Below are 25,306 nucleotides of genomic sequence, written 5' to 3'. Positions count from 1 at the left end.
TCCTTACTTGGTTTTATTGTTTTCTTGTTTTTTAATTGCTTCAAATTTATCGATTTGTAGTCCTAAATTCTTGTGACCAACGTGCTCGTGGCAGTCAACACATGATTTTTTATTAGGATTTCCAAGAACGAAATAATCTCTATGTGGCAAGAATGATTTACCAGCTTGAATAACATTTTTTAAATTTGAGTGGCAAGTCAAACATCCACTATCATAGACAAAGTGAGATGCATGCTCGCGTTTTTTGCGCCAGTCGATCTTGTCCGTATCTGTAAAAAATGTCTTATAACCATCATTTATCGATACTTTAAGTTTTGTAAGTACATAGGTATAGGCACTTGTATGATTTAGGTGACAGGCTGAACATTCAGCTTTTATGCCAAGCTTGTTATTGCCACCGTGTGCATCTTCATGATATGCAGCATTCATAGGATCCATAGTGTGGCAAATGGTACAGATGTAGCCGCTACCAGTTGCATGAAGTGCATCAGCAATACCCATAGACGCAATAAGTCCGATCACAATGCCGATAATAACAGATGACCAAACAAAAAATTTCTTCTTAACTTCAGCCAAAATCTCCTCCTGAATTTATCAATATATCGTAAATTTTTACGAAAATTTTAAGTGAATGTTATCTAAAAAAATATAAATTTTTTCTTTAAGTAAATAAAAATATTTATTTGATATTAACTTTCAATAAGAATAAATTTCTTGCAGTCCACCCACATCTTTTTCCAAAATTTGGTTCTTTTCATCAAGTTTAACTAAACCATTTGTTTTAAATTTATTTAAAATTCTCGAAAAAGTTTCTGGAGTCATATTAAGTATTGATGAAATTTTTGTGTGTTTTAGCTCGTTAAATAAATCTTCATGATCTAAAATAAACTTAGCCACTTTTTCTTCTGAGCTTAAAATTAACTCTTGATGAAGTAGATTTGTTGTGATTCTTATCTTTTCGGACATTGATTTTAAAAATTTCATACAAATTTCTGGTTTTATTAAAAATTCAGCCGCGAATTTTTCATAATTTATCTTTAACACCTCGCCAGATATGGTAAAAATGGCACTAGCTGGGTAGACAATATTTTCAAAATTTACGACTTCAGCTACAAAATTCATAGGTGCTAACTGATGAATAAAAATTTCTTTTCCGTTTGCCGTGGTTTTATAAAGCTTAACAGAGCCACTTATTAAAAATATTAACCATTTTGGCTCCTCACCTTCTATAAATAAAAATTCACCCTTTTTATACTTTTTTACGACACTTATGGCTTCAAGTTTGGCTAAATCTTCTTCGTTTAAGCCTTGAAAAAATGGGATTTTCTCTATCATATTTTCACTCGCCTTTTTGAAATAAAAAATATTTTAGCATATAAAAATAAGATAAATTTTAATAGATTTTCAAAGGGAATTTTCCCTTCGAATTGTATGAAATTATTTTTTAAGTAGATCTCTAATCTCAGTTAGAAGTACTATGTCGGCTGGAGTTTCAGGCTCTGCTGGAGCTGGCTCCTCTTTTGGTAATTTATTTTTAAGTGTATTTAAAGCTTTGATAACGCAGAAAATACAAAATGCGATTATTAAAAAATCAACCATTGTTTGTATAAATGAGCCATAATTTATCGTAACAGCAGGTACACCATCTACTGCTTCTTTTAATGTAAGTTTAAGATCAGTAAAATTTACACCTCCAGTTAAAACACCAACAACTGGCATTATAACATCACCAACTAGTGATGAAACGATCTTTCCAAACGCGCCACCTATAACAACACCTACAGCCATATCTATGACATTTCCACGCATCGCAAATTCTTTAAATTCGCTTATAAAACTCATTGTTTCTCCTAAAAATGTTAATTTTTTGTTCGGATTTTATTCAAGAAATGCTTTGCTTCGGCTAAAAAAATCAAATTACATAACTTTAAATTTATCAAGCTGGTGTTATAATCCAAACTCAAAATTTAACGTAAGGAATGAGCTTATGTATCGTTTTGCACCCTCTCCAACAGGAGATATGCACATAGGAAATTTACGTGCCGCTATTTTTAATTATATTTGTTCTTTACAAGATAAAAGTGGCTTTATTTTACGCATAGAAGATACCGATAAAGAGCGAAATATCGAGGGAAAAGAGAAAGATATCTTAGAAATTTTAAGCAAATTTGGTATAAAGCCAGAGCAAATTTACATCCAAAGTGAAAATTTAAAATTCCACAGGCAGTTAGCTTCAAAGCTTCTTATCGATAAAAAGGCCTTTGCTTGCTTTTGCACCGAAGAAGAACTCGAGGCAAAAAAACAAAAAGCAAAAGAACAAGGCGTGGCATATAGATACGACGGTACCTGCGAGAGATTAAGCGATGCCGAAGTTTTAAACTGCGAGAAGCCATTTGTCATCCGCATGAAAAAGCCAACACGCACGATGAGCTTTACAGATGCGATCAAAGGCGAGCTGAGCTTCGAGCCAGACGCTGTTGATAGCTTTGTCATCATGAGAGCAGACAAGACTCCAACTTACAACTTCGCCTGCGCAGTTGATGATATGCTTGAAGGCGTGACCTTTGTCATACGTGGCGAGGATCACGTGAGCAATACACCAAAGCAAGATCTCATACGAGAAGGCCTTGGCTACACTGGCAAGATGAACTACGCGCATTTGCCTATCCTTTTAAATATAGAGGGTAAAAAAATGAGCAAGCGCGAGAACGAATCAAGCGTAAAATGGCTCTTTGAGCAGGGATTTTTACCTGAGGCGATCGCAAACTATTTGATACTTCTTGGTAACAAAACTCCGACTGAAATTTTTACCATCGAAGAGGCGGTGAAGTGGTTTGATATAACCAAAATTTCACGCTCACCAGCTAGATTTGACGTGAAAAAACTCGAGCAGATAAATAGAGAGCACATCAAGCTTGCTTCAAAAGAGCGTATAAAAGAAATTTTTGGCGTAGATGAAAATTTGGCTGAGTTAGTTAAATTTTACACTCAGGAAAGCTCATTAGTGCCCGAGATAAAAGCAAAAGTAGAAGCTATATACTCACCAAAAATAGCTCCAGATGAGTACAAAAACGAATTTGAGATCATCAAAAAAGCAGCTCGTAATTTAAAAGCTTGCAAAACATTTGATGAGTTTAAAAAAGAGCTTATGAGCGTTACAAATTTAAAAGGTAAGAACTTTTTCATGCCACTACGTGCGCTTCTTACGAACGACCTTCACGGTCCTGAGCTAAGCGAGCTCTATCCACTCATCAAAGATGATCTGGCTAAAATTTTAATCTAGGAGCAAAAATGATACTTTCCACTCTGTTTTCAGCGATTGCAAACATTTTGCACCTTATTATCACGGTCTATACTTGGGTCATCATCGCAGCAGCTCTGATTAGCTGGGTCAGACCTGATCCTAGCTCGCCGGTCGTGCAGCTACTTTATAGGCTAACTGAGCCGGTTTATAGCTTTATTAGACGCTATATAAAAACAAATTTTAGCGGTATCGACTTTACTCCGCTTATTGTGCTTTTAGCACTTCAATTTTTAGATCAATTTTTAATAAGGCTTTTATTTGGTTTTGCTGCGTCACTTTAGTATTCTCTCTCTTGCTTGTGTTGCTCTTTTAGCTAAAATTTATACCTATGAAGAGCTAAAAAACGAGCCAAAAAGCCTTGCAAAAGACTACTACATCAACCGCCTTATCAACGAGGGCAGTTATACAAAAGAGCAGATAGCAGATCTTTCGCGTGATGTATTTAGAAGAGCAGGCCTTGTTCAAAAATCAATCGATAAAATTTTACCTCCAAAAGCGGCTCCTAGCAAATGCCCTGGTGTAAATGCAAAAAATATCACCCAAGCAAATCTAACCTGCCAAAATTTGCTAACATCTATTGCTTTTAGTTTAAAACTTGATAATCACACTCGTGAAATTTTGGCAGCTAATCTTGCAAAGACAAATCCAGAAAAATCAAAAATTTTACTCGCACTAAATGAGCCAAATCCAGCCCAGGCATTTGTAAATCTAAACGATACAAAGAGCTTTCTAGAACTATTTAACGCCTCTAGCCCGCAAAATAAAAGTACACTTTTTAGCGAAAGCTTTGATGCAAATTTCATGACCAAGCTATACTCTCAAAAGGGCTTTACAAATTTATTAAACGATATTGTTTTTAATAAAAAATATGAAGGCTTTAGGAGAAATTTGCTAAGCATCAATCCAGCTATCACTGAAAAAAATGATGCTTTTACGCTTGGATTAAATGCCATTTTACTAGGACAAGACGATATCGCTTTTAGTCTTTTTGCAAGAGCTAAAAGTACATTCGAAAGAGCTTGGCAAAGGGATAATGCGACCTTTTGGCAGTACCAGATAAGCAAAAACGAAAGCTTTTTAAAAGAGTTAAGTGCCAGCAAGGACGCGAATATCTACTCGCTTTACGCAAGAGATTTGATCGGTGGCGAACCACTTGAAGTCATCGTACCAAAACCTAGCAAGCAAAATATCGAAAATTTTGACGTGAGCGATCCGTTTTTATGGAACAAAACTGCAGCCCTTGCAAAAGATATGAATGCCACGCAAGCAAGCGAATTTGCGAAGAAATTTTATACAAACGAAAGCATTGGCGCCTATGCATACTTCATGCAAAAGGCGCATGGCTGGGAGAGGCAATACTTCTTAATGCCAAGCTCTCCTGAGCTTGAGGGCATCAGCAACGAGAGAAAGTCAATAATCTACGCTCTGGCTAGACAAGAGAGTCTCTTTATCCCAAGCGTAGTTTCTACTTCATACGCCCTTGGCATGATGCAGTTTATGCCGTTTCTCGCAAATGCGATCGGCAAAAAAGAGCTAAAAATCCCAAATTTTGACCAAGACGATCTTTTTAAAACAGATGTTGCATTTAAATTTGCAAACCATCACCTAAACTATCTTGATAAATTTCTCTATCATCCGCTCTTTACCGCATACGCGTACAACGGCGGTATCGGCTTTACCAAAAAGCTTATCACAAGAGATGATATGTTTAAAGAGGGGAAATTTGAGCCATTTTTATCACTAGAATTTGTCCCTGTGGCAGAAACTAGAAACTACGGCAAAAAGGTGCTTGCCAACTATGTGATCTATATGGCGCTTACTGGTTCCAATATAAAGATTTCGCAACTTTTCGAAAATTTAACAAAACCGGCTTTGACTGATAAATTTCGAAACTAAGTGCTAGATCATCACTTTGCTTACTTGGTGCGGTCACTTCATAATAGAGCGCCCAAGGCATAGAAAATCCAGCAAATTTTAGCATCTCGTCATTTTCATCAAGTAGCCTTGCATTTGTGGCATTTGAGTCGTTATTTACCTTTATATTATTTAGCTCGCTAGCGTGCTCTTTTGGATTTATAGCCACCAAAAAGTGCTCTTTGCTCTGGTCTAAATTTGAATTGTAGATCGGATTTAAATAGGTAGCGATGATGAGCGTCCTGTCAGCACCATCAATAATCTCACTTTTGCTCGTGTAAGCTAGAAGCTCATTTTTTAACGGCTCATGCACGATTACTTTTTCACCAGCACAGCCAAATATCATCAAAATAAATACAAAAAACGATATAAATTTACTCATAAAAACTCTTGAATCTCTAAAATTTCTGCCATTTTAGCATTTTAATTTTTAAATTTCACTCATAAATTTTAAAGCCAACATAAGTTATAATCGCGAGAAATTTTAACAAAAAAGGTTCTTATGAAAAGACTTGCTATCGCTTTTTCTGGCCCTTCAAATAGCGGAAAAACAACTCTTATTTTAAAAGTTGCAAAGAAATTTATAGACGATGGTTTGAAAGTCGCGATAGTAAAACACGACCCGGGCGACAAGGCTAAATTTGACGTTGAAGGCAAGGATAGCTTTAAATTTTCACAAACTGGGGCAGATGTGGTGGTGATGAGTCCGACTAGAACAACTTATTTCTCACAAAATCCACAAGAAATTAGCGATGTCATTAAAATGCTAGGCGAGTTTGATATGCTCTTAGTCGAGGGTTTAAAGACGCTTCCACTACCAAGATTAAGTGTTTTTAAAGATGAAATAGATGAAAAATATCTTAGCTTTTCAGATGCGATCGCAACATACAAAAAACAAATTCCTTACGAGATAAAAAATATGAATTTAGACGATATAGACGCTATTTGTGCGTGGATAATCAAAAATGCAAAGGCTGTATAATGCAAGAATTAAACCAAATTTTTAACACCATAAAAGATATCGCAAAAGAGATAAGCGAAGTGATAAAATACGCCGATCTTGGCTACACAACTCACGAAAACGCAACCGGCGACACACAGCTAAAGCTTGATGTCAAAAGCGACGAGATCATCACAGCTAAATTTAAGGAGCTTGCCTGCGTAAAAGCGCTAATTAGTGAAGAGAAAGAGGACGAGCTTGAGATCAATAAAAATGCTAAATTTATCATCGCTTATGATCCACTTGATGGCTCAAGCCTAGTTGATGTAAATTTTGCCGTTGGCTCAATCTTTGGCATCTACGAAAACGAGGTAAAACCAGAAAATTTAATAGCCGCAGCTTACAGCATCTATGGCCCAAGACTTGAGCTGGTAATTGCTGAGAAAAAGGGTGCTTTGCCTAAATTTTATAGACTTGGCAAAGAGGGCGAGTTTAAATTTATAAAAGAGCTTGAGCTAAAAGAAAAAGGCAAGCTAAATGCCACGGGAGCCACACAAAAAGGCTGGAGCCAAACGCATAGAAATTTTATAAACGAGCTATTCAACCAAGGCTACAGACTAAGATACTCAGGTGCGATGGTGAGCGATTTGCATCAAATTTTGCTAAAAGGTGGCGGCCTTTTTAGCTATCCAGCAACGAGCGATTATCCAAATGGTAAGCTAAGAGTAGTCTTTGAAGTGTTGCCATTTGCCTTCATATATGAAAACGCAAAGGGCGCAACGACAAACGGCAAAAACCAAACACTTTTTGATATAAAAATAGAAAAAATTCACCAAACAACGCCATGCTTTTTTGGCTCACGTGATGAAATTTCTCTTTTGCATAAATTTTACGAGCAAAAATAATGCAAGAAACACAAGCAAACGAGCCACTTGACGCATTTGAGCTAGCCTTAAAGCAAAAAGCAAAAATTTTGCAAGAGTGCCAAAGCAAAAAAGGGCAAAAAAGCTGCTTTAACTGCGAAGTATTTTTTGACTGCGAGACAAGAAAAGAGTACGTAAATAGCTGCTATAACTCGATGTCAAAAGGCAATACTGGCAGCGATGGCGGATTTGATTTTTAAAATTAAAGGAAAAATATGAAAGAAAAAGCTTATATAACGACCCCAATATACTATGTAAACGACGTGCCACACATTGGCCATGCCTACACGACTATCATCGCTGATACACTTGCTAGATTTAACCGCCTACAAGGCAAAGAGACTTACTTTATGACAGGCACGGACGAGCATGGACAAAAGATCGAGCAAGCAGCTCGTGCTAGAGGCAAGACTCCAAAAGAGTACGCCGACGAGATTAGTGCAAAATTTAGATCACTTTGGGATGAGTTTGAGATAAGCTACGACCATTTTATAAGAACAACCGACGAAGAGCACAAGCAAACCGTACAAAATGTCTTTGAAAAGATGCAAGCAAATGGCGATATTTACAAAGGCGAATACGAAGGCTTTTACTGCGTTAGTTGCGAAACTTTTTTTAACCAAAGAGACCTACTAGAAGACAATCACTGTCCAGACTGCGGCCGCGTGACGTCTTTAGTTAAAGAAGAGAGCTACTTTTTCAAGCTTTCAAAATATGAAAACGCACTTTTAAAATGGTACGAAAATGACGAGCTTTGTGTCATCCCAAAAGGTAAGAAAAACGAGGTCGTAAGCTTTGTAAAAGGTGGACTAAAAGATCTTTCGGTAACCAGAACGAGCTTTGACTGGGGCATAAAGCTACCAAAGAGCGCAAACGATGAAAAGCACGTTATGTACGTCTGGCTTGACGCGCTTATAAACTACCTAACAACACTAGGATATTCAAGAGATGACGCTAGAATGGATCTTTGGCCATACACTACTCACATCGTTGGTAAGGACATTTTACGCTTTCACGCAGTTTACTGGCCGGCATTTTTGATGAGCCTTGGTTTACCATTACCAAAACACGTAGCAGCTCACGGCTGGTGGACTATAAATGGTGAAAAAATGAGCAAAAGCAAGGGCAATGTCATAAACCCAAGAGAGGTCGCAAACGCTTATGGGCTTGAAAATTTCAGATACTTTTTGCTTAGAGAGGTGCCGTTTGGACAAGATGGCGATTACAGCCAAAAGGCTTTGATTGAGCGTATAAACTCAGAACTTGGCAACGGACTTGGCAACCTGCTAAGCCGCATTGTTGGCATGAGTGCAAAGTATAGCGACTATAAAATCGACTCAAAAGATGTACTCAAATTTCATAAAGCCGAGCTTGATGAAGCAAAAGGCTGCCTTGATGAGGCTATTAAAAATTTAGAAAATTTAGCGACGAACCGCTATTTAGAGGATCTTTGGAAGGTCGTAACGCTTGCAAATGCAGCCGTTGCGAAGTATGAGCCATGGTCACTTGTAAAAGCTGGCAAAACTGACGAGGCAAACGCGCTTGTGGCACTTTGCGCAAATTTACTTGCAAAAGTAGCGATACTACTTAGTCCAGCCATGCCAAAAACTTGTGCTAAGATAGCTGACACGCTTAGCTTTAGCATAGACACAGCATCTTATGAAAGCCTTGTTTTGAAAAATGAAATTTCAAATTTTGTGGCAAAAGCTACCGAGCCACTTTTCCCAAGAATAGAAAAAGAGCTAATGAGCGAGGCAAATGAGCCAAAGGTTGAGGTAAAAGCTGAGCCAAAAGAGAATAAAAAAGGGGACGAAATCATTAGCATTGATGACTTTGCAAAGGTGGTGATAAAAGTAGGTGAAGTGCTAGAGTGCGAGAGAGTCGAGGGTAGTGAGAAGCTGCTTAAATTTAAGATAGATCTTGGCGAGGAGCAGCCACGTCAAATTCTTTCTGGTATCGCTAAATACTACGAGCCTAGCTCGCTTGTGGGCAAGCAAGTTTGCGTTTTAGCAAATTTAAAAGAGCGAACGATGATGAAAAAATATGTCTCACAAGGCATGATCCTAAGCGCATCTGATGGCTCGCTAACGCTTCTTGGTACGCAAGGTAAAGTTAAAAATGGCGCGATCGTTGGCTAAATGACAATAGAAAATTTAACACGCCTAATAAATGCCGAGGCTCTAAACGCACCGACGATAACTAGCGTAAGCGAGTTTGTTTTCGAGCTAAAACATGTAAGACGTGGCTTTGCGTATATTTGCTTAAACGCAAACGATAGCGACATAGAAACAGCGATTAAACAAGGCGCATACGCCATAATTAGCGAAGATAATGTGCCAATTATCGACAAAGAGATTGCCTTTTTAAAAGTTAGTAGCTTACAGACCGCCATGATAAAACTCATGAGATTTGAGGCTACTCACAAAGATCTAAAATTTTGCGCCGTAAATCCTTTTATAAATGACTTTTTAGAAAAATCAAAGCTTGGCTCTAACGCACACGTCATGTCAAAAAATATTACTGAGCTTTTTAATCAAATTTTTCACGCAAAAGTCTTTGATATCTTTTTTGGCGATGATACAAGAACACTTCAGCGAATATCGCCTCTTTTTGAGACCATTTACACAGATACAACTATGCACGAGATAAATCCAAGCTCGATCTTTTTTACAAACACAGTCTTTAAGCAAACATACTATCAAAACTTAAACATACCACGAGTTTTTGCTGGGATGTTTTATGGGCTTTTAAAATTTCTTGATAGCAATAAAATTTCATTTAAACCTTACGAAGGCAGGATTCACGGGCATTTTGATCCGATTTTTATAGATAAAAATTTTCTTCCTACTAGTTTTGGAAACAGCTTTAGAGCCATAATTACTGAAAGCGATGAAGATTTATTCATAAGCCAAAGTATATTTTTAAATAAAAAATTTAGCCTTGATGAGATAAAAATTTGCTTGCCAGAAGGCTCGTTATTAAAAGTACAAAACGCAATCTACTTTAAAAATTTAAGCGAAATAAAAAAGCTTAAAGATTTTATCTATATATTGATTTTATGCCAAAAAGAGGAGCTTTTAGAAGAGCTTCACAAAACATCTGAAGAAAATCTACTCTTTTAAGTTTTTATTACTTATAAGATCAATTAGCCTAACATCCTCGCTTCTTACGATTAGACTTTTAGGTAGCTCAAATTTTTTGATAACCTCGCACTCTTTTTCTCTCATTTCGCCATCATCTTTTTCATGATCAAATCCCAAGATATGAAGCAATCCATGTGTAAAAAGCAGTGCAGTTTCGGCCTCTTCGCTATGATTTAGCTCAGTTGCTTTCTCTTTTACCATATCTTTGTTTATAACGATTGAGCCAAGTGGGGCGTGAATGACAAGCTCAAGCGGAAAACTTAAAACATCTGTCGTTTTATCGATGCCTCGCTCAGTTTTATTTAGTTCTCTCATCTCTTCTTTATCGACAAAAACTAGCTCGATTTCTCCTAGCGTCAAATATTCACAAATTTCATCTAAAATTTTTGGATAGCTCTCTTCGCAAAGTATCATTTTAGGCTCTTTCCTTAGTAACTTTTTGTATAATTCTAGCAAAAATAAAAGGCAAAATATGAAAAAAGCGGTTTGTATAATGAGCGGCGGTATGGATAGCACGCTTTGTGCTGTAATGGCAAAAAAGGCTGGATATGATATCGTAGCGCTTCATTTTGACTATGGTCAAAGGACGATGAAGCGTGAAAAACGTGCATTTAACGAAATTTGCGAAAGATTAGGTATTACAAAAAAGATGAGTTTAGATGTTAGTTTTATTGCCCAAATAGGCGGAAATTCTTTAACCGATGAAAGCTTGCAAATAAGAAAAGATGGGGTGGAAAAAGATGTGCCAAATACCTATGTGCCTTTTCGAAATGGCATTTTTATCTCGGTCGCTGCCGCACTTGCTGAAAAAGAAAATGCACAAGCTATCTATATCGGAGTCGTAGAAGAAGATAGTTCAGGCTATCCTGACTGCAAAGAGAGCTTCATAAAAAGTATAAACGAGTCCATAAATTTAGGCACTTCACCTAGTTTCTCGTGCGAGATAATTACTCCACTTGTAAATTTAAGCAAGGCTGACATCGTAGCAAAATCTCTTGAGCTTGGCTCGCCACTAGAGCTTACTTGGAGCTGCTACGAGAGCGATGACGAGGCATGTGGACTTTGCGATAGCTGCAGGCTAAGGCTAAATGGCTTTAAAAAGGCGAACGCCACTGATAAAATCGCATATAAAAATCAAAAATTTTCCTTATGAGCTTCTATAAAATAGCAAAGAGATATCTTACTTTGCTACGTTTTTATATATTTAAACATTTTGGAAATTGATATTTTTCCTAATCACCACATCTTATTAAGCAAGGCTATTTAACGAATTTAAAGATATATCAACGCTTAGGTTCTTGCTAGCTACCAAAAACATAAATTCTCAGTCAACCTTGCCAAAATTTAATAAAGAGGATTAAAACTTAGTTGATAATTTTAGCTAAAACGCACCAAGCATAAGGCAAAAATTTCTAAGTAAGTGGTCACTACCACGACTTTTTAGTGATCTTATTTTTTCTTATTGTCTTGTTTCTTATTTTGATCGCTTTGGATTTTTTCTAAATTTATATATCCCATTTCAACGAGTTTATTATAAATTTGAGCGATTTTTGGCCCAGCCGCACTTCCGCCATGGCCACCATGCTCGATAACCATTGTGATGACATATTGCGGATCTTCATAGGGCGCATATGTAGTCATCCATGCATGGGATCTTTGCAAATACGCCATATCCTCTTCTTTCATACGTTTCTTTTCAGTTTGAGAAATTCCAACGACCTGGGCAGTACCGGTCTTTGCGGCAACTTTAACAAAGCTTCCAATAAAATGCCTATTTGCCGTTCCTCTTGGGTGATTTGCTACTTCATACATTGCATGCCTAATGGCTGGTAGTTGTGATTTTTCAAACGGCGTAAAAGCATCATCTGTTGGCGTAAAATCAACATCCTTGCCATCAATGCTCTTTAAAAAATGTGGAGTAATATTTAGCCCAGTTGCAAGGCCTGCTGTATATTTTGCCACTTGCATAGGCGTGACCAAGAAATTTCCCTGGCCGATAGAAGTAATGAGGGTCTCGCCTTGAAACCATGCTTTGCCATACTTTCTCATCTTCCACTCTCTACTTGGCAAAGTCCCCACAAACTCATTTGGCAAATCAACCTCTGTTTTTCTACCAAATCCCATACGCTCAAGTATCGGCACAATAGCGTCAATTCCTATCTTTTGACTACCTTTATAAAAATAATCATCACAGCTCTCTCTAATTGCCGTATTCATATTAACATTTCCATGTCCGTGAGAGTTCCAGCAGCGAAATTTACGCCCTCCAAGCTCATATGAGCCACTACAAAAAAAACTATCGTATTTACTCATGCCATTATCCAAAAACGCTAGCGCCATACCCATTTTTACGACAGAACCTGGCGGATAAAGGCCGTTTATTAGCTTGTTTGTAAAAGGATGATCGACGTTTTTTACAAGCTCTTCCCATTCAGGCTGAGAAATTCCAAGCACAAATGGATTTAGATCATACTCTGGAAAGCTACCAGCAGCTATGATAGCACCATCTTTTAGACTCATAACGATAACGCTTCCTGCATCCTTACCAAAGACATCAGCCACAAACTGCTGAAGCTCAAGATCGACTGCAAGCTTGATATTTTGACTTTGTGGTGCTTGATAGTTTATCTGTTCGATCTCTTCATTTAAGGCATTTACCTTTATCTTTTTAAAACCCTGAATTCCTTGTAAGATCGGATTATAAAATCGTTCCACACCACTTCTTCCAATATAATTTGTAAGCTTTGTCAAAGGATCATTATCCATATCTTTTTGATTTGCCCTACCGACATAGCCGATGATGTGAGAAGCTAGATCGTTATACGGATAGTGGCGTTTTGAAGCGGGCCTTATCTCTAAATTTTCACGCAAAGAAAGTGATGCAAAAAATGGCAAAAATTTATCATAATCGATAAATTCGACCACATTTATAAAATCTTGGTTATAAGCTGAGTCATTTTTTATGTATTCATTTTTAAGCTTTGTGACATTTAGATCACTAAATAGTGAGCCAATGTAAGCTAACTCATTATCTAAAATTTTTACCTTTTTATTAGCACTTAAATGAGGTCTAATGGATACCGAAAAACCAAGACGATTAACAGCCATTGGCTTATCATGTGCGTCAAAGATGATACCCCTAACTGGCGGAATATAAATAGTCTTTATCGCGTTTTGTTCTGCAATCTCGTTGTAGTAAGTATTTGAGTTGATGCTTAGGTGATAAATTCGTCCCAAAAGTATAATCCAAAAAAGAGCGATCACACTAAAGACGATGCGCATTCTCATAGCACTTTATCCCTAAAAAGAACGATAGCAAGGATACTTTCAAATGCTATAAAAAATAGATATTCAGACGAAAATGCTAAATTTTGCTCATTTAAAACGTAAGCAAATAGATTATTTACAAGAAATGTTAAAGTATGTCCGGCTGCTACAAAGATGATAAGTAGGCAGTTTCGCCACTTCATCGTGGTATATAGCCAATCTAAAATAAAATTATAAAAAAGCAAAAATGCAATAATCGTTGAAAAAAGATGAAATCCATGAATTTGCTCAGCAAATATTATAAAAATTATCGCAAAGTACCAATTATGCTTAAACTCGTCGTATTGCTTTTGTTTTCTTGAATACTCCAAAATCATATAAGTAAAAAAAATACCAATGAGTGGCGGCAAGAAACCAAATTGCGTAGTTGCAATCTCATACGAGAATAAAAAAACAGCCCACCAAAATTCTTTAAAAATTTTAATATCTAAGCTGCTTATGGTTTGCATTTTATCTACCAAGAGCGTTATTTATGATAGCTTCTCTAGCCTTTTCGATACCGCTTTTATTAAGAGTTGAGACCAAGATACCGCTTGGATCAAATTTCATTACCGCACTCTTTTGGCTTTGATTTAGCTTATCGCTTTTTGTATATAAATTTAAAATTTTCTGATCAGCCCTTAAAAAGCTTTTTAGATAAGCATCTACATTTACGTCTATGTCTAAATCAAAATGCCTAGCATCAATTAGATGTATAAAAAGCCTTATGTCGCTTCTAAATTTCAAAAACTCATCTAAATTTTTACGCCATTCATCATGCTTTGACTTTGCTACTTTTGCATAGCCAAAGCCTGGCAAATCAACCAAGATGAGCTTAAATTTATCTTTTTCTTCCTGCTCATCTTTTTGCTCACAAAACTCAGCCTCAAAGAAATTTATAAGTTGAGTTTTGCCAGGAGTCGATGAGCTTTTGGCTAGATTTTTTTGATTTACAAGTGTATTTATGAGGCTGCTTTTACCAACATTTGATCTCCCCAAAAAGACAACTTCGCTTGTTACGAAGCTTGGAGCCTCTTTTATACTTGGGCTTGATGTGATAAATTTAGCACCTAGTGGCCTTATCACTTATCTTTTTCCTCTACCTGAAAGATAAATTTAACAGGTTTTTTCTCATCACTATTTACGCTATATGTGCCATCTTTTTGATTGACAACGATCTTTTCGCCATAAACATTTTTATCAGTTTCTACCTCATGTAAATAGCCATTTCCACTAACAGTATAGATCTGTTTTGCTGGCTCATATGTAAGAGTATTGCCTTTGCCATCATAGTGCTTATCTTTTATAAAAATTTTTGCTCTAGCATTACCAGTAGCTACATATTTTACAGGTTGGCGTTTTTTGTCAAAATAGACGACCACCTTATCTGCCTTAAGCTCATCAAATGAGCCCTTTTTGATATTTACATTACCTATAAATTCACTAGTTTGCTTATTCTCATCTGCAAAAAAATCATTTGATGTGATTTCAACTTGCTCTGCATTTAAAAATGTAAAACCCAATATCACCGCTAAAATCGCTGATTTTCTTCTACCCATGCCCTTAACCCTTTTACCTGCGTTTGTTTTTTAGCAAGATCATAGCTTCCACTCTCACCCAGTGCCTTATCATTATTTCTTATGAGCGTGAAATTTGCTTCAGATCTTACTATTTTTGTTTTTGTTCCATATATCACTTCGTCACTTATAAATCTCAAACTATCGTTGTTTTCATAGTTTGCATTCTTTTGAAAGATGATTTCGTCATTTTGTGAGATTGCTTTGTCTGAGCTTAGAAAATGTTTTAAATTTCCTCTTAAAATTTTTGCTTTAAAACTCAAAAATTCATCTTTATCATTGTATCTATTTAGCTCATCAGCCTCGTAGACTCCGCTTATTTTCGTGGAATTTATCTCATAATCTATCACGTCATTTATCTGCATATTTGATATCTTTGTATCAATCTTTAAAACATTTGCAAGATATGGATCTTGGGCCGCCAAAAATATCATCACGACACTAAAAATTGCCACGACGAAGTAGAAAATTTTTACAACCAACGCTTAGACCACTCGTCATATAAATTTTCTGATTTTATAATAAGCTCGATCATCTCTCTAACCGCGCCATTGCCACCTTTATGCTTTAGCTTTGTCTTTACGTCAAGCTCTTTTATCGCATCTTTTGGCTTAAAGCTCCAAGCAACTGCATTCAAAATTTTATAGTCATTGTAATCATCGCCGATAGCTGCTGCATTTTTAAAGCTAAGCCCTTCAAATTTTAATATCTCACTCGCCACTTCAAATTTATCACCAACACCTTGATAGACGTGATTTATCTTTAGATCCTCTGCTCTTCGCTCAACGATGGCTGACTTTCTGCCTGTAATGATAGCTACTTTTTTACCAAGCTTTAGCCAGCTTTCTATCGCGTAGCCATCTTTTACATCAAAAAATTTAAGCTCTTCGCCATTTGCATTGTAGATGATCTTGCCATCAGTCAGGCACCCATCAATATCTAAAAAAATAATCTCTATCATAAAACACCCTTTGTACTTGGTGTGCCTATCCTTGCGTTTTTAGCAAGCGCTCTACGAAGTGCGACGGCAAATGATTTAAATGTTGCTTCGATGATGTGATGAGTATTTTTGCCACGAATTTGATTTAGATGAAGAGTGATGGCTGAATTTATCGCAACTGCTCTAAAAAACTCTTCCACAAGCTCCGTGTCAAACTCGCCAACCTTGGCATTTTCATTAAAATTTTCATATACAAGGTAAGCTCTGTTGCTAAGATCTAGTGTGCAAAAAACAGCCGCCTCATCCATAACAACGCTTGCCTCGCCAAATCTCTCAACACCACTTAAAGGATACAAGGCCTCTTTTAAAAGCTGACCCAAAACTATGCCTACATCCTCAACGCTGTGGTGAAAATCCACATGCGTGTCGCCCTTGCATGAAATTTCAAGATCAAGCAAAGAATGCTTTGTAAAAGCTTCAAGCATATGGTCAAAAAAGCCAATGCCAGTATCTATCTTTGCAATACCAGAGCCATAAATTTTAAGCTTCATTGAGATTTGTGTCTCTTTTGTATTTCTAGTTAGCTCTAAAATTTCTTCTCTCACGCCCTAACCTCTTACTATAAATGCACCTTGGAATTTACCGCTTCTTGCATAATCCCTAGCCTCGTCCTCACTTCTAAAGCCATTTAAAAATACCCTATAAATGGTCGAGCCATCTATAGTAAATGTCCTAACTACCGACTTGTAACCATCTATGCTTTGATGCTCTCTTTGATATCTGTTTGCGCCCTCAAGGTTTTTAAATGAGCCAATTTGCACCATAAAATCTCCACCTACGACTCGTTGCTCTGACGAAATAATAATGCCTCCAGTTGGAGCTGTCGGAGAGACTGGATTTGGCACTTTTATGCCAGTGCTTGTCGGTTTTGCTTGAGTGTTAATGCTTGCAACAGCATTTATATCTTCATTAAAGCCTATGACTTCCATACTGACTGGAGCTGTGCCTGTACCGATAATATCAAGTTTAGTTGCAGCCGCCTTTGAAAGGTCTAAAACTCTATCAGCCACAAAAGGTCCACGATCATTTACGCGAACAATGACGCTTTTTTGATTTCTTAAATTTGTTACCTTAAGGATCGTATTCATCGGCAAAGTTTTGTGTGCTGCAGTCATGTTGTACATATTATAAATTTCGCCGTTTGAGGTTGTTTTACCATGAAAATTTGGACCATACCAGCTTGCTGTGCCACTTGCCTTATCACCAACGCTTACAACGGTTGGGTAGTATGTTTTGCCATTTATCGTGTAAGGCCTCATTGTTGCTTTTTGGATAGAAGCTGAATTGTTGCCCTTTACATTAGTTGGGCCACTTGGTGTAAATGGTGCCCCGCTCCAAGAGCAACCAGTAACTAGAAGAGTAAAACTTAGTCCTATATAAAATTTTAGGCTCTTATGGTATGACAATATTTGCTCCAACATTTAAATTTGAACTAGCAAAAGAATTTGCATCTTTTAAATCTTTTTCGCTCACATTAAATTTTTTAGATAAAGAAGCTATCGTATCACCAGTTTGGACTATATAGTTTTGAGATTTATTTTGTGCGGAAAATGGAATAATTAGTTTTTGATTATAGCTTACGGCATTTGTGCTAAGTTCGTTGTAGTCCTTGATTGCTCTATGGCTAACACCTGTTTTTTTAGAGATAGAAAGTAATGTTTCGCCTTTTTTTACAACGTAGGCATAAAAATTATTTTTACCATTAAATGGCTTGAAATTTTCTGCAAAAAGCTGCTTTTTATTTTCAGGGATATAAACATAATAATCTTTTAGAGTTGGTGGAGTAAATACAAATTTTAAGTGCGGATTGTTGTTTTTCATTTTTTTTGTACTAAGACCGATACTATCGCCTATTTGAGCTAAATTTGTACCACCAGGTACTTTTACTTTTACAAGCTTTAGTCCTCCGTTTATGTTTAACAAAGATGAATCTTTAGACATCAAGAAGTCTGCGTCTTTTGCGGTATATGCTGCTCTTAAAATTTTGATAACAAAATTTCTAGTTTCAGCTGGAAGGTATTTTTTCTCAGCATCAAGAAGTGTTACAAGATCATCTGTGCCAGCTTTTTGTATAGCTCTTTTTAACGCACCATCGCCGCAGTTATAAGCCATAGCTGCTAGATACCATTTGCCAAATTGATTTTTAAGCGACTTTAGATAATTTGTAGCTGCGATAGTAGACTCTACTGGATCTTTTCTCTCATCTACATATTGACCCACTTTTAAACCATGAAGTCTAGCCGTTTGCTCCATAAACTGCCACATACCAGTAGCTTTTGCGTTTGAGACTGTGTGATTTGAAAAGCCTGATTCTATCATTGCCAGATAAAAGAATGACTCAGGTACGCCTGATTTTTTGATCTGCTCTTTTACCATCGGTATATACATATAACCATTTTTTAGAGCTTCTGTAAATGTTTCAAGTTGTGATTGTTTGATACCTTGCCTCATCTTTGCATAGTGAGAAGTCTTCATAAAGCTAGCATCAATGTCCAGCTCTTTTAAAATTTTTACCTGAGTGTCGTATGAGCTCTTTTCAGGTGTATTTGCTAGTAGCAAGGTACTACATGCAAACATTAAAAATATTTTAAGCATTGCTTTCATTTCTATCCTTTTTTCGTGTCAAAACTTAAGATGCTAGCATCTTAAACAAGTGCAACGCTCAAAATTTAAGCAAAGCACTTAAACAACCTTTTGGCATTATTTGAAGTTTTTTCACAAATAACTTCAAACTCAAGGTTTAAAATTTCAGCTATCTTTTTAGCAACAAATGTCGTAAACGCCGGCTCATTTCTCTTGCCGCGATTTGGTTCTGGCGTGAGATAAGGAGCGTCAGTTTCAATAACTATCCTGTCAAATGGGATTTTTGGCAAAATTTCGACTAAATTTTTAGCATTTTTAAATGTTAAAACACCGCCTATGCCAAAGTAAAAATTCCCAAATTTACAAAGCTCTAAAAGAAGTGGCGAAGCATTATAACAGTGCAAAATCGCTCCAGCTTCAAGCTTTGGCGCATACTCTTTTAAGATATTAAAAGAGTCCTCATTAGCCTCCCTAATGTGAAGAATAACGGGTTTTTTTAGCTCAACAGCCAAATCAAGTTGAGCTAAAAAAATACGTTTTTGGTCCTCTTTTTCTTTTATCTTTTCATTTTCATCTTTTGGCAAGCGAAAGTAGTCCAGGCCGCATTCACCTATTGCCACACACTTTTCATCTTTAGCAAAATTTCTTAAAATTTCAATATCAAAACTCTCTTTATCATATGGATGAACTCCGGCGGCAAAGAAAATGTCAGAATTTTCATGTGCTATTTTAGCCGCTTTTGGTAAATCATTGATATCAGCTCCCGGGATAATAAAGCCCTTTAGCCCTAAATTTCTAGCTTCATCTAAAATTTTATCAAGGTCAGGATCATAAACTTTACTATCCAAATGACAATGCGTATCTATAATCATAAAGCTATTTCTACTCTGTTTCTACCATTTTCTTTTGCGGTGTAAAGTGCTGAATCGCAAGCCTCAAGCATATCGTCTATCTCGCAATGCCCATTGCCAAAAGATACACCTATTGATATAGTAACTTTTACTTTTTCCTTTTTTATAGTTACTTCATTTTCAGCCACTTTGGCTCGTAAATTTACAAAAAATTTAACAGCTTCTTCTTTATTTATCTTTTTAAGGACAACGCAAAATTCTTCGCCACCAAATCTAGCAACGATATCACTTCCTTTTGTATTATCATTTAAAATTTTTGCAATTGATTTTAGTATCTTATCTCCACCATCGTGGCCATATTTATCATTTATTTTCTTAAAATAATCAACATCAATCATTGCAAAAGCGTAAGGCTCATTAGTCTCTTCAGCTACTTGAACATACTCTTCTACGTCAGAATAAAAAAATCTTCTATTATAAACTCCTGTTAAGAAGTCGCGATTTGCAAAATTTGCTATCTTGTTTATATTTTCCATCGCTTCGATCGTATTATTAACACGGCATATTAGCTCTTCTTTTGAAAATGGTTTTGCTATAAAATCGCTCGCACCATTTTTTAAAAATATTGACGCGTCGGTCTTTTCACTAGGCGATGTCATAACGATTACACCAAGACTATTTTTATCTTTTTCTTTTCTAACCTCTTTTAGAACTTCAAGACCGTCTTTCACTGGCATTCTATAATCAGTTATTATAAGATTTATATCAGGATTATCCGCAAAATAATTCATTGCCTCTTCGCCGTGAGCTGCGGCCAAAACTTTAAACTGAAGGCTAGTTAATATCTTTTTTATCATATTTCTAAAAGGAAGCGAGTCTTCGACAACCAAAACCTTGTATTGTCTATTTTTGCTCAGTCTATTTATCATTTGGAAGATATAGTTGATATCGTCCATATTTCCTTTATAAACATAATCCACAATATCTTTATTTATAAAATTTTGCCTTGTTTCATCATCAATGCTACCTGTTAAAACGATAGCCGAAAGCCCTTTGGAAAGCGCATAATCAACAATCTCTCCATTTGGAGCATCTGGCAAATTTAAATCCAAAATAGTCATAAAATAATCTTTGTCATACTCGCTAATTAACGTCTTAGCCTCGGCAAAACTGTATGCGACATCAATTGTCATATCATCAATAGTCTTTTCCATTTGCATAACAATCAGCTTTGCTAACGCCTTATTATCATCAACTACAAGGATTCTTTCCATATTATTCCTACAAAAATTTTTATCAAATTAGTGGCGATTTTATCAAATAAATTTATTTATAAAGCTTAAATTAATAATTTAAATTAAGCTACTTTAAAAGCCCTTTAGCAAAATTTATTGCTTCTTCGCTTATATGTTCGCCGCTTATCATACGCGCAAGCTCATTTACACGCTCCTCTTTATCAAGCTCTCTTACGACCGAGTTTTCCCCGTGACGCTCTACTAAAAAGTGTGAATTTGCCTTTGAGCTAAGCTGTGGCTGATGTGAAATGGCAAAAATTTGATAAAAATTTGCAAGCTTAAGCAAGACATTTGCGATGCTCATCGCCTCTTTTCCGCTTAAATTTGCATCTATTTCATCAAGTATAATGACATCACCGCCAGTTTTTGTGATCTCGCTAGAGGCAGCTATGAAGGCCAGTCTTAGGCGGTTTAGCTCGCCTGAGCTTAAATTTTTAAGCGAAGTCTCATTTAAATTTAGACAAATCTCATCAACGCCCAAAATATCAAGCTTTTTAGCCTCAATACTCAGCGTAATATCTGGCATATAAAGCTCTTTTAAATATGAATTTATCATCACCTCAAGCTCTTTTAAATTTACACCCCTTGCTCTGCTTAGAATTTCAGCTAGCTCATTTGCCTTTTTACTTAAAATTTCAAATTTCTTCTCTAGCTCGCTCTTTTCAAAGCTTAAATTTTCATATCTGGCAAGCTCTTTTTCCTTTTTATTAAGCGCTTCTAATGCCTCTTCCTCGCTGCCGTATCGCCTAATGATGGCATTAAGAGCTTCTATTCTATCAAGCACACTCTCCACGTCGATATCGTCAAGCTCCTCCATATTTAGGCTATCTCTTGCGACCCTTAGCTCATTCATCGCATCTTCAAAAAAGCCGTTGTCAAGGTCGCTGATACTTAGCGCCTCATTTACGCTGTGCTCTAGCTCAAATATCCGCTCAGCCCTAGCCCACGCCTCATTTATCTTATCCTTTTTACTAAGCCTTTTTTTAGTCTCCATAAGCTCTTCAAACTCGCCTTTTTTAGGCCCAACGCTTCTTATCTTCTCGATCTCAAAGCTAGCAAGCTCCTTTAGCTCCTCGACCTTTTTCTCTTCCTCTTTTATAGTGGCTAGCTCTTTTGAAATTTTAGAAAATTCTAAAAACGCCTCTTCAAATTCCTGCTTTATCTCTTTAAATTTCTCATTTTTTGAAATTTCAAGCCTATCAAGCAAATTTAGAAATTTCTCATTTTCAAATTCATTTGCCTCTTTTGCTGAGAGGTATTTGATGTGCTCGCGCGCCACTTGGGCTAAATTTTTCTTTGAGATGGCTTGTTGATTTATAAAATATCTCGTGCTCTTATCTTTTAAAAGCTTGAAAATATTGACCTCTTCGTTTTCTATGCCAAACTCGTCAAGCTCAAATTTATGCTCCACATCAGCCTCAATCAGCCTTGCCTCGCTATCTTTTAGCCCAAAAACAGCCATTATGGCACTCATCAGTACCGACTTACCAGCACCACTGACGCCCGTAAATACGCTAAGACCCTCTTTGAAATTTAGCTCAACATTTTTAAAATTTAGATAATCCTTAATCAAAATTCGATCAATCATTATAACCCCAGTGAAGTTTCTCTTTTAAAATTTGAAAATAATCCCTGCCAATATGGCGTATCAGCCTCGCTTTTTTATCGCTCAGATTCATGCTAACGGCTGAAATTTTACTCATATCAAAGCGGTCTTGTCCGTCTATGACTAAAATGGCGTCGCTATTTGTTCTAAATTTGACCGTGTGGTTTTTCGTAAGCACGACTGGACGCTGCGTGAGCGAGTGCGAGCAGATGGGAGTTAGCGCAAAGACCTCGCTTAGCGGATATATGATAGGGCCATTTGCGCTCATATTATATGCCGTAGTTCCAGCAGGTGTCGCTACTATGACGCCGTCTCCGTAATATGAGTTAAAATACTTTTCATTTAAAAGTGCCTCGATATGCGTCATCGAGCCGCCATTTTTACTAACGATGACCGCGTCGTTAAATGCTATCTTTTTCTCAGTTTTGCCATCATTTTTATGAAGCGTAACATCAAGCATAAAAGGCGTTTCTACCTCAAATTTATCATCAAAAAAGTCTTTAAAAAACTTCTCACTCTCATTAATCATTATGTCAGTTAGAAATCCAAGTCTACCAGCGTGTATGCCAAGGACAAGTGGCGAGATGTGAGCTAGCTTTCTACAAGTTGAAATGATCGTGCCATCTCCGCCAAGAGTGATCAAAAATTCGCACTCTTTGGCTAGTTTTATCAGCTCAAAACCATTTTTTTCTATACGCTTAGCACAATTTTTTTCAAGCAAAATTTCTGCGTTATACTTTTTTAAAATTTTTTCTAATTTTTCTAAATCTTGCCTAAATAATGGATAATCTTTAGCAATAAGTCCTACTTTTTTTGTGCAAAAAGTATTAAATTTTTGTTCATTTTTCATGTAAATGATTGTAACATATTTTATTTTAACAAAGCTTTTCAAAAGAAAAAAGCGATTATAATTGCCTAAAAAACATTGCAAAGGAGCATTTTATGCGAAGTCATTATTGCACCGATCTTAGCAAAGCTGACATCGGCAAAGAAGTAATACTTTGTGGCTGGGCAAACACATATAGAGACCATGGCGGCGTTGTTTTCATCGATTTAAGAGATGTTAGCGGGCTTATACAATTAGTTTGCGATCCGGCTGATAGCAAAGAAGCACATGACGTGGCTGCAAAAGTAAGAGATGAATATGTCTTAAAGGCAAAAGGAAAAGTAAGAGCTAGAGGCGAAGAACTAACCAATCCAAAACTAAAAACTGGCGAGATAGAAGTAATAGTAAGTGAGCTAATCATCGAAAATCCAAGCGAGCCACTACCATTTATGATAGGTGATGAGAGTGTAAATGAAGATATCAGACTAAAATACCGCTTTTTAGATCTTAGAAGCGAGCGCTTGCAAAATATCTTTAAAATGCGTTCTCGTGCAGCGATCGCAGCTAGAAACAGCCTAGACAAAATGGGCTTTATCGAGTTTGAAACTCCTGTTTTAACACGCGCGACTCCAGAAGGTGCGAGAGACTATCTAGTGCCAAGCCGTGTATATCCGGGTCAATTTTACGCACTCCCACAAAGCCCACAGCTATTTAAACAGCTTTTGATGTGTTCTGGCTTTGATAAATATTTCCAAATCGCAAAATGCTTCCGCGACGAAGATCTAAGGGCTGATCGACAGCCAGAATTTACTCAAATAGATATCGAAATGAGCTTTGTCGAGCAAGAAGATATTATAAATATGGCTGAGACGATGCTAAAAGACATCTTTAAAGCCTGCGGGCACGACATCAAAACGCCATTTAGACGCATGAGCTACAAAGAGGCCACTGAGACTTATGGCTCAGACAAGCCAGACCTTAGATATGATTTGAAAATGGTCGATGTAATTGATATTTTTGAACGTTCAAGCAATGAAATTTTTAGCTATATCGCAAAAGATAAGAAGAAAAACCGCATCAAAGCGCTAAAAGTGCCAAATGGCGACAACATCTTTAGTAAGCGCGAGATGAATAGATTTGAGGAGTTTGTACGTAAATTTGGTGCACAAGGTCTTGGCTACTTCCAAATGAAAGAAGAAGGACTAAAAGGCCCACTTTGCAAATTTTTTGAACAAAGCGATCTTGACGAGATCATCTCAAGATGTGAACTAAAAGTTGGTGACGTCGTATTCTTTGGTGCTGGCAAGAAAAAGATCGTGCTTGATTATATGGGAAGATTTAGAATTTTTCTAGCAGAACAAATGGGTATAATCGATCAAGACAAGCTTGAGTTTTTATGGGTGCTTGACTTCCCGATGTTTGAGCAAAACGACGATGGCAGCTACTCTGCGATGCACCATCCATTTACTATGCCAAAAAATATAGATGAGCCTGATCTTGAGGATATCCTCTCTATCGCTCACGATGTCGTGCTTAACGGCTTTGAGCTTGGTGGCGGAAGTATAAGAATTCACAAAAACGACATCCAGCAAAAGGTCTTTAAACTTCTTGGCATAGATGAAGCGGAGCAGCGTGAGAAATTTGGCTTCTTGCTTGATGCCTTGACATTTGGCGCGCCTCCACATGGTGGTATCGCGATCGGCTTTGACAGGCTAAATATGCTCGTAAATAAAGCAAGCTCGATCCGTGACGTCATAGCCTTCCCTAAAACACAACGTGCTCAGTGCCCACTAACAAAGGCACCAAGCCACGCTAGTAACGAACAGCTTAGGGATCTAGGACTAAGGATAAGAGAAAAAGAGCAAAAGGCTTAAAATTTTTACAATAAATTTAGACTTTTAGATGTCTAAATTTGAGTTATTTTATTTAAAGATTAAATTTTTGAGATGATTTTGGATATTGTGCAGAAAATTTCATCCCAAAGCTAGACATATAGTCTGCTGCAGGGTGAAATTTTCAAACTCATTCAAAGGCGCTC

The 25,306-nt window shown here is 36.8% G+C and carries 28 protein-coding genes; 10 read left to right on the top strand and 18 right to left on the bottom strand.

Going from position 1 to position 25,306, the window contains the following annotated elements; all coding sequences use genetic code 11:
* Positions 1 to 3: 3 nt before the first annotated feature.
* From G5B98_RS02770 to mscL, 3 genes are all read right to left on the bottom strand, one after another.
* Positions 4 to 576: a cytochrome c3 family protein gene (locus tag G5B98_RS02770; protein WP_084040850.1), complete on the bottom strand. Its 573-nt coding sequence runs from the start codon at positions 574 to 576 to the stop codon at positions 4 to 6.
* Positions 577 to 696: 120 nt separating this feature from the next.
* A complete protein-coding gene (locus G5B98_RS02765) occupies positions 697 to 1,335 on the bottom strand; it encodes a Crp/Fnr family transcriptional regulator (RefSeq protein ID WP_087585620.1) in 639 nt (212 codons plus the stop codon).
* Between the two features lie 102 nt (positions 1,336 to 1,437).
* Entirely contained in the window at positions 1,438 to 1,842 is a 405-nt protein-coding gene (gene mscL / locus G5B98_RS02760; RefSeq protein ID WP_087579789.1) for a large-conductance mechanosensitive channel protein MscL, read from the bottom strand.
* A gap of 145 nt (positions 1,843 to 1,987) precedes the next feature.
* Between mscL and gltX the strand changes: the two genes are divergently transcribed.
* From gltX to G5B98_RS02745, 3 genes are read left to right on the top strand one after another with little or no spacing between them, the layout of a single operon-like run.
* A complete protein-coding gene (gene gltX, locus G5B98_RS02755; RefSeq protein WP_149717370.1) occupies positions 1,988 to 3,283 on the top strand; it encodes a glutamate--tRNA ligase in 1,296 nt (431 codons plus the stop codon).
* 8 nt (positions 3,284 to 3,291) lie between these two features.
* On the top strand, positions 3,292 to 3,585 hold the full coding sequence (locus G5B98_RS02750; protein ID WP_021090481.1) for a YggT family protein: 294 nt from the start codon (positions 3,292 to 3,294) through the stop codon (positions 3,583 to 3,585).
* Positions 3,563 to 5,200 carry a lytic transglycosylase domain-containing protein gene (locus tag G5B98_RS02745; protein ID WP_103579549.1) on the top strand — a complete coding sequence of 546 codons (1,638 nt, stop codon included), beginning with the start codon at positions 3,563 to 3,565 and terminating at the stop codon, positions 5,198 to 5,200. Before G5B98_RS02750 ends, G5B98_RS02745 begins: the two co-directional genes overlap by 23 nt.
* Here the strand turns inward: G5B98_RS02745 and G5B98_RS02740 are convergent.
* Positions 5,121 to 5,600, bottom strand: coding sequence for a hypothetical protein (locus G5B98_RS02740; RefSeq protein ID WP_103593043.1), 480 nt, complete (start codon positions 5,598 to 5,600; stop codon positions 5,121 to 5,123). The genes G5B98_RS02745 and G5B98_RS02740 overlap by 80 nt on opposite strands.
* Before the next feature lie 120 nt (positions 5,601 to 5,720).
* On the opposite strand from G5B98_RS02740, the gene mobB reads away from it, so the two are divergent.
* From mobB to G5B98_RS02715, 5 genes are read left to right on the top strand one after another with little or no spacing between them, the layout of a single operon-like run.
* Positions 5,721 to 6,200: a molybdopterin-guanine dinucleotide biosynthesis protein B gene (gene mobB / locus G5B98_RS02735; RefSeq protein WP_196087115.1), complete on the top strand. Its 480-nt coding sequence runs from the start codon at positions 5,721 to 5,723 to the stop codon at positions 6,198 to 6,200.
* Positions 6,200 to 7,063, top strand: a complete 864-nt coding sequence (locus G5B98_RS02730) for a class 1 fructose-bisphosphatase (protein WP_232524612.1) — start codon at positions 6,200 to 6,202, stop codon at positions 7,061 to 7,063. The genes mobB and G5B98_RS02730 overlap by 1 nt, the downstream gene beginning before the upstream one ends.
* Positions 7,063 to 7,281: a hypothetical protein gene (locus tag G5B98_RS02725; RefSeq protein WP_107695413.1), complete on the top strand. Its 219-nt coding sequence runs from the start codon at positions 7,063 to 7,065 to the stop codon at positions 7,279 to 7,281. The genes G5B98_RS02730 and G5B98_RS02725 overlap by 1 nt, the downstream gene beginning before the upstream one ends.
* A gap of 15 nt (positions 7,282 to 7,296) precedes the next feature.
* Positions 7,297 to 9,219, top strand: coding sequence for a methionine--tRNA ligase (metG, locus tag G5B98_RS02720; protein ID WP_107695414.1), 1,923 nt, complete (start codon positions 7,297 to 7,299; stop codon positions 9,217 to 9,219).
* A complete protein-coding gene (locus G5B98_RS02715) occupies positions 9,220 to 10,203 on the top strand; it encodes a ferrochelatase (protein WP_196087114.1) in 984 nt (327 codons plus the stop codon).
* Here the strand turns inward: G5B98_RS02715 and ybeY are convergent.
* Complete coding sequence (gene ybeY, locus G5B98_RS02710) at positions 10,192 to 10,638, bottom strand: rRNA maturation RNase YbeY (RefSeq protein WP_149717372.1); 447 nt, start codon at positions 10,636 to 10,638, stop codon at positions 10,192 to 10,194. The genes G5B98_RS02715 and ybeY overlap by 12 nt on opposite strands.
* A 25-nt stretch (positions 10,639 to 10,663) precedes the next feature.
* Between ybeY and queC the strand changes: the two genes are divergently transcribed.
* Positions 10,664 to 11,377, top strand: a complete 714-nt coding sequence (queC, locus tag G5B98_RS02705) for a 7-cyano-7-deazaguanine synthase QueC (protein WP_257639844.1) — start codon at positions 10,664 to 10,666, stop codon at positions 11,375 to 11,377.
* 296 nt (positions 11,378 to 11,673) lie between these two features.
* On the opposite strand, the gene mrdA is transcribed toward queC, so the two are convergent.
* From mrdA to G5B98_RS02640, 13 genes are all read right to left on the bottom strand, one after another.
* Positions 11,674 to 13,512, bottom strand: a complete 1,839-nt coding sequence (mrdA, locus tag G5B98_RS02700; protein ID WP_149717373.1) for a penicillin-binding protein 2 — start codon at positions 13,510 to 13,512, stop codon at positions 11,674 to 11,676.
* Positions 13,509 to 14,000 (bottom strand): hypothetical protein, encoded by a 492-nt coding sequence (locus tag G5B98_RS02695; protein ID WP_107858651.1) that lies wholly within the window; start codon positions 13,998 to 14,000, stop codon positions 13,509 to 13,511. Before G5B98_RS02695 ends, mrdA begins: the two co-directional genes overlap by 4 nt.
* A gap of 1 nt (position 14,001) precedes the next feature.
* Positions 14,002 to 14,616 carry a ribosome biogenesis GTP-binding protein YihA/YsxC gene (gene yihA, locus G5B98_RS02690; RefSeq protein WP_021090939.1) on the bottom strand — a complete coding sequence of 205 codons (615 nt, stop codon included), beginning with the start codon at positions 14,614 to 14,616 and terminating at the stop codon, positions 14,002 to 14,004.
* Entirely contained in the window at positions 14,613 to 15,089 is a 477-nt protein-coding gene (gene lptA, locus G5B98_RS02685; RefSeq protein WP_103593037.1) for a lipopolysaccharide transport periplasmic protein LptA, read from the bottom strand. Before lptA ends, yihA begins: the two co-directional genes overlap by 4 nt.
* A complete protein-coding gene (locus G5B98_RS02680; protein WP_021090489.1) occupies positions 15,062 to 15,589 on the bottom strand; it encodes an LPS export ABC transporter periplasmic protein LptC in 528 nt (175 codons plus the stop codon). The genes lptA and G5B98_RS02680 overlap by 28 nt, the downstream gene beginning before the upstream one ends.
* Positions 15,580 to 16,068, bottom strand: a complete 489-nt coding sequence (locus tag G5B98_RS02675; RefSeq protein WP_103604770.1) for a KdsC family phosphatase — start codon at positions 16,066 to 16,068, stop codon at positions 15,580 to 15,582. Before G5B98_RS02675 ends, G5B98_RS02680 begins: the two co-directional genes overlap by 10 nt.
* Complete coding sequence (gene hisB, locus G5B98_RS02670; RefSeq protein WP_181001548.1) at positions 16,065 to 16,640, bottom strand: imidazoleglycerol-phosphate dehydratase HisB; 576 nt, start codon at positions 16,638 to 16,640, stop codon at positions 16,065 to 16,067. The genes G5B98_RS02675 and hisB overlap by 4 nt, the downstream gene beginning before the upstream one ends.
* A gap of 15 nt (positions 16,641 to 16,655) precedes the next feature.
* Positions 16,656 to 17,513 (bottom strand): septal ring lytic transglycosylase RlpA family protein, encoded by an 858-nt coding sequence (locus G5B98_RS02665; RefSeq protein WP_103648851.1) that lies wholly within the window; start codon positions 17,511 to 17,513, stop codon positions 16,656 to 16,658.
* Complete coding sequence (locus G5B98_RS02660; protein ID WP_084040887.1) at positions 17,500 to 18,711, bottom strand: lytic transglycosylase domain-containing protein; 1,212 nt, start codon at positions 18,709 to 18,711, stop codon at positions 17,500 to 17,502. Before G5B98_RS02660 ends, G5B98_RS02665 begins: the two co-directional genes overlap by 14 nt.
* A 65-nt stretch (positions 18,712 to 18,776) precedes the next feature.
* Positions 18,777 to 19,562: a TatD family hydrolase gene (locus G5B98_RS02655; protein ID WP_196087113.1), complete on the bottom strand. Its 786-nt coding sequence runs from the start codon at positions 19,560 to 19,562 to the stop codon at positions 18,777 to 18,779.
* Positions 19,559 to 20,815 (bottom strand): GGDEF domain-containing response regulator, encoded by a 1,257-nt coding sequence (locus G5B98_RS02650; protein ID WP_196087112.1) that lies wholly within the window; start codon positions 20,813 to 20,815, stop codon positions 19,559 to 19,561. Before G5B98_RS02650 ends, G5B98_RS02655 begins: the two co-directional genes overlap by 4 nt.
* A gap of 88 nt (positions 20,816 to 20,903) precedes the next feature.
* Positions 20,904 to 22,424, bottom strand: coding sequence for an AAA family ATPase (locus G5B98_RS02645; protein ID WP_196087111.1), 1,521 nt, complete (start codon positions 22,422 to 22,424; stop codon positions 20,904 to 20,906).
* Positions 22,417 to 23,292, bottom strand: coding sequence for an NAD(+) kinase (locus G5B98_RS02640; RefSeq protein WP_196087110.1), 876 nt, complete (start codon positions 23,290 to 23,292; stop codon positions 22,417 to 22,419). Before G5B98_RS02640 ends, G5B98_RS02645 begins: the two co-directional genes overlap by 8 nt.
* A gap of 92 nt (positions 23,293 to 23,384) precedes the next feature.
* Here G5B98_RS02640 and aspS point away from each other — a divergent pair, with 92 nt between their 5' ends.
* Positions 23,385 to 25,142 carry an aspartate--tRNA ligase gene (gene aspS, locus G5B98_RS02635; protein WP_196087109.1) on the top strand — a complete coding sequence of 586 codons (1,758 nt, stop codon included), beginning with the start codon at positions 23,385 to 23,387 and terminating at the stop codon, positions 25,140 to 25,142.
* Positions 25,143 to 25,306: the final 164 nt, after the last annotated feature.

This window comes from Campylobacter concisus (genome assembly GCF_015679985.1).
Lineage (GTDB): Bacteria > Campylobacterota > Campylobacteria > Campylobacterales > Campylobacteraceae > Campylobacter_A > Campylobacter_A concisus_AC.
The sequence above is the reverse complement of the archived record's forward strand: the minus strand, read 5'-3'. Positions and strand labels throughout refer to the sequence as shown.